This is a genomic window from Acinetobacter sp. neg1 (assembly GCF_000788125.1).
GTDB classification, from domain to species: Bacteria; Pseudomonadota; Gammaproteobacteria; order Pseudomonadales; family Moraxellaceae; genus Acinetobacter; species Acinetobacter vivianii.
On sequence record NZ_JSZD01000009.1, the window covers coordinates 1 to 1,810 of the forward strand.

Here is a 1,810-nt window from a genome sequence, read left to right on the forward strand (position 1 = left end):
CAATGCGGGTAAAGATGTACACCGTAAGTTGGGTGACAAGTTAAACATCGTAGGTGGAGCTGATGCTGCAACAGCAGAAGACAAGACCAGCGGTGAGAACGTGATCACACGTACGACTGAAGATGGTATCAAGATTGAATTGTTGAAAGATGCGAAGTTCGACAGCATTACCACTGGCGACAGCGTATTAAACAACAATGGTTTAACCATTAAAGATGGTCCAAGCATTACTAAAGATGGCATCAACGCGGGTAATAAAACAATTACCAACGTTGCTGATGGCGTAAATGGTAAAGATGCAGTCAATGTTGACCAGTTAACCAATGTTAAAGATGGTTTAGATGGCAAGATTACGGATACCAACAACAAGTTAGATGACGCGAAGAAAGACTTGGGTAACCAGATTACCAATACTAAAGATCAGTTAACCAATCAGATTACTGATACCAAGACTGAGTTAAACAACACGATCACGAACACCAAGACCGAGTTGGAAAACAAAGGCTTGAACTTTGCTGGTAATACAGGTGCAGATGTTCATCGTAAGTTGGGTGACAAGTTAAACATCGTAGGTGGAGCTGATGCTGCAACAGCAGAAGACAAGACCAGCGGTGAGAACGTGATCACACGTACCACAGAAGATGGCATCAAGATTGAATTGTTGAAAGATGCGAAGTTCGACAGCATCACGACTGGCGACAGCGTATTGAACAACAATGGCTTAACCATTAAAGATGGCCCAAGCATTACTAAAGATGGCATCAATGCTGGTAATAAAGTCATTACTAATGTTGCTGATGGTTCAATTGCCAATGGATCTAAAGATGCAGTGAATGGCGGTCAGGTGAAGAATATCTCTGACAGCATCAAGAACAGCATCGGTGGTAATACGACTGTTAATCCAGACGGTAGCATCACAACCAACAATATTGGTGGTACAGGCAAGAACAACATCAATGATGCAATCAAGTCAGTTGATGACAAAGTGACTAATGGTGTGAATGACCTGACCAATAAAGGTCTCAACTTTGCTGGTAATGCGGGTAAAGATGTACACCGTAAGTTGGGTGACAAGTTAAACATCGTAGGTGGAGCTGATGCTGCAACAGCAGAAGACAAGACCAGCGGTGAGAACGTGATCACACGTACCACAGAAGATGGCATCAAGATTGAATTGTTGAAAGATGCGAAGTTCGACAGCATCACGACTGGCGACAGCGTATTAAACAACAATGGCTTAACCATTAAAGATGGTCCAAGTATTACTAAAGATGGCATCAATGCGGGTAATAAAACGATTACCAACGTTGCTGATGCTGTAAATGGTAAAGATGCAGTCAATCTTGACCAACTTCATAAAGTTATCACAGGTGATAATTCGATCAATAATGGTGGAGCAATCACTAATATTGGTGGTACTGGTAAAGATAATGTTAATGATGCGATTAGCCATGTGAAAGACGCTGCAACTAAAGCGAAGACGACAGTTACTGAAGGCGATAACATTGTAGTTAAAGAAACCACCAATAAAGATGGTAGTACAAACTACGAAGTTTCGACCAAGAAAGACTTAACTTTAGACAGCATCACGACTGGCGACAGCGTATTGAACAACAATGGCTTAACCATCAAAGATGGCCCAAGCATCACTAAAGATGGCATCAACGCGGGTAACAAGGTTATTACTAACGTTGCTGATGGTTCAATTGCTAATGGATCTAAAGATGCAGTGAATGGCGGTCAGGTGAAGAATATCTCTGACAGCATCAAGAACAGCATCGGTGGTAATACGACTGTTAATCCAGACGGT

At 42.0% G+C, this 1,810-nt stretch carries 1 pseudogene; it reads left to right on the top strand.

Features of this window, described 5'->3' with window-relative positions:
* Window positions 1-1,810: pseudogene (locus tag PJ15_RS07735) on the top strand (cell surface protein); the annotation flags it as partial.